Origin of the sequence: Bartonella fuyuanensis (assembly GCF_014197255.1) — a bacterium.
Lineage (GTDB): Bacteria > Pseudomonadota > Alphaproteobacteria > Rhizobiales > Rhizobiaceae > Bartonella > Bartonella fuyuanensis.
This window is the reverse complement of record NZ_JACIFE010000053.1, coordinates 1-2,858: the sequence shown is the minus strand read 5'-3', so window position 1 is coordinate 2,858 and position 2,858 is coordinate 1. Positions and strand designations below refer to the sequence as shown.

The window sequence follows — 2,858 nt, the reverse complement described above, 5'->3', positions numbered from 1 at the left end:
GGAGCCTCAGAATTACCGCATAGCATGGATTCTTTGTTACGCGCTTACGAACCAAATTTGGAGAGCCCCATTAAAAAGGTTGCTTAATTAAAAAAATAGAACTCCCCTCCCCATCTTTAAAGGTGGGGAGAAAGTTAAGCCGCATTTTTGATTGTGATAACAACTTGCTTGCCAAGAACACTCAGTACTTGCTCTAGTGTTTGAAGCTTAGTTGGATAATTTGGATCAAGAATGCGTCGTGCTTCTGTTTCTTTTTTACCCAAACGATGTGCCAATTCTGTTTTTGTAATATTCGCTTCATTAAAGGCTTCTACCACTGCTAGCTTAAGAGCATTCCACGCATCTACCGTGACCTCTACAAGGTCTTTATACTGCCGTGGCACAGGTAAAGGCAGACCGCGCATAGGATAGCTCCGTAATGCCAACCCTAAAGCTTCAACAGCATTTTCTAATGCTTCGGCTCTATTTTCTCCAGCTGTTATTGCTTCTGGTACATCTGGAAAAGTCACAACAAAACCACCATCTGGATCGGTTTCAAATTTTGCTTGATAAGTATATTCCATGTTTAGATCTCCTATCCATTATCGAAGTATTTTGAAATGAAAAATTTAAAACATTTGAAATAGTTATTTACACTCCCAACTGCTTTTTGATTATCTTCACATAAAGTGGTGTTAATTCACCAGATTTTATAACGGTTGTCTTATCTCCAAAAGTTACCAAATAGTGCGATCCTTTGCCTGCATCAGGAGTTTCACTGTAATGAATGCCTCTTTTTCTAGCCTCTTTACGTAATTCCCTAAGCAGTGCTTCTCGTTTCATTTAGCATCTCCCTGTCCTTCATAAAACCAATATCGCACAAAAAAGTTCGACAGTCAATAATAAATCGAACAAAATTATAATGTAATACTTTAAAAAGTGTGATTAACAAACTGAAATAATTGAAAAAATAAGCAAATCATGCTAAGATTTTCTATGTATTAAAGTACAAGTTTAAGGTAAGAAAAAACATGCTAAATAAAGTGACATTAATCGGGCGTTTAGGTGCTGATCCCGAAAGCAAAACAATGAATTCTGGAACAGAAGTAGTCAATTTTCGTATGGCAACTTCTGAAAGCTATACGGATAAAAATACTCATCAAAAAGTAGAGAAAACGGAATGGCACTCCATTATGGTTTTTAATCCACATTTGGCAAAAATTGCTCTTCAGTATCTCAGTAAAGGTTCAAAGGTTTACATAGAAGGCAAATTACAAACCCGTAAATGGCAAGATAAAAATGGTCATGACCGTTACACAACAGAGATTGTCTTGTCACAATATAAAGGTGAACTGCATTTGCTTGATGCAAAGAAAGAGCAATCCGCACACCCCTCACCCATTACCTCTCAAAATTACGCTATCGCCTCAGGTGCTCAAGATTATAGAACAGCTCTTAATGATAGCGTCCCATTCTGATTGAAAAAATATGGCTAAAAGAAAAAAACATGCAAAACGTGGACGTCCTCGTATTAATGGATGTATCAGAGAACCCAATGGTCGTATTTCACGGACAAAAATGCCTCATAATCCCATTGACAAATTGGCAATAGAAATACGTGCCAAACGCTTTGGCTTGACCATAGAAGAAGCAAAAAATCCGCTTTCTGCTACTTATATCGGACGGCTTTATCTGCAAGGTGTGATTAATCAAGATCAGTATGATGCTGCACAAAAATATCTTGAAGTGAGAAATAATTACCTCTGTGCAAAAGCCTTACCAAATGCAATTTATGATGACTTTACTCCATCTTTTAATGAAGAGGCAAAAAAACAATGGATTGAAAAAACTACTCATTACTATGAAGCAATGAAAGAGGTGCTAAAAGAAGCACAATGCCTTTATAGACAGCATAACCTTTATGCCGCGCTACAGTATCTCGTTAGTGAAGATCAATCACTGCCACATCTTGTCGGTTCGCTGTATGTTGCTCTGAATGCACTTCATAAACATTTTACACAAAACCGCTAAATTTTAAGCAGCATTTTGAACATTGATAGTGATCTCTTTTCCAAGAGCAATGAGAGTGGATTCTAAAGCATCTAATTTTGTTGCGTGGTTTAAATCCAATAATCGGTCAATTTGTATTGGGTGAAGTTTTAAAAGACGCACGAGATCAGCTTTGCGTAAATTCTTTTCAACCATAGCGTTGTGTATTGCAATTTTTAAAATAACTAATGAAGATACTTCAACAAAAGGATAGGCAGCATCACGAGCTCCAAAAGGGACAACTTCTCGATCTTGGAAACGCCCCATAATAACTGTTAAAAGGGCATTTTTAGCGTGTTCCAAAGCCTCTTTTTCGTCGTTACCATAGGTAATAAATTCCTGAAAATCTTTGCAAATGACAAGAAGGGTATCATTGTCATCTTTGATAAATTTAAGTGCATATTTCATTTACATCTCCATATTCAGACTTACCTTAGGTCAAGATCTTTAAGAATCTTTTGAACTAATCCCATTCCTAATTCTTTCCGCGTACCATGCATAGGTAAAACGGATTTTTTAGAACCACGTTTTATAAGCAAATGGCCACCTTTCCCTGAGGTAAAACTGCAACCATGTTTCGTAAGATATCTTTTTAATTCTTGACTGTTCATAAATATAATATAACATCTAAAATGTTTAAATAAAACAAATATGTTGTTATTTGTATAAAATTAAGGATTGGCTTTTAAAATACTAAGTTTTGATCAAAAAAATTAAAAATACACAATATCGTGATTTTTCTCTTGACAATACGTGAAAAATCGTATTTAGTGGCAGTATGGCACTGGTCGTATTGCGTCTAAAATTCAAAAATATCCCCTAAAATTTGA

General features: G+C 35.8%; 6 protein-coding genes. 2 read left to right on the top strand and 4 right to left on the bottom strand.

Annotated elements, in window-relative coordinates; translation table 11 throughout:
- Nucleotides 1-134: 134 nt before the first annotated feature.
- Together GGR08_RS07775 and GGR08_RS07770 are read right to left on the bottom strand one after the other, a co-directional pair.
- Nucleotides 135-563, bottom strand: coding sequence for a type II toxin-antitoxin system HicB family antitoxin (locus GGR08_RS07775; protein ID WP_183194733.1), 429 nt, complete (start codon nt 561-563; stop codon nt 135-137).
- A gap of 67 nt (nt 564-630) precedes the next feature.
- Entirely contained in the window at nt 631-822 is a 192-nt protein-coding gene (locus GGR08_RS07770) for a hypothetical protein (RefSeq protein WP_126602662.1), read from the bottom strand.
- A gap of 188 nt (nt 823-1,010) precedes the next feature.
- On the opposite strand from GGR08_RS07770, the gene ssb reads away from it, so the two are divergent.
- Both ssb and GGR08_RS07760 read left to right on the top strand, forming a co-directional pair.
- A complete protein-coding gene (gene ssb, locus GGR08_RS07765) occupies nt 1,011-1,457 on the top strand; it encodes a single-stranded DNA-binding protein (RefSeq protein ID WP_183194732.1) in 447 nt (148 codons plus the stop codon).
- 10 nt (nt 1,458-1,467) lie between these two features.
- A complete protein-coding gene (locus GGR08_RS07760; RefSeq protein WP_183194731.1) occupies nt 1,468-2,010 on the top strand; it encodes a hypothetical protein in 543 nt (180 codons plus the stop codon).
- Between the two features lie 3 nt (nt 2,011-2,013).
- Here the strand turns inward: GGR08_RS07760 and GGR08_RS07755 are convergent, their stop codons facing one another.
- Nucleotides 2,014-2,436: a type II toxin-antitoxin system HicB family antitoxin gene (locus tag GGR08_RS07755; RefSeq protein ID WP_183194730.1), complete on the bottom strand. Its 423-nt coding sequence runs from the start codon at nt 2,434-2,436 to the stop codon at nt 2,014-2,016.
- A gap of 20 nt (nt 2,437-2,456) precedes the next feature.
- Nucleotides 2,457-2,639 (bottom strand): type II toxin-antitoxin system HicA family toxin, encoded by a 183-nt coding sequence (locus tag GGR08_RS07750; RefSeq protein WP_183194729.1) that lies wholly within the window; start codon nt 2,637-2,639, stop codon nt 2,457-2,459.
- Nucleotides 2,640-2,858 lie beyond the last annotated feature (219 nt).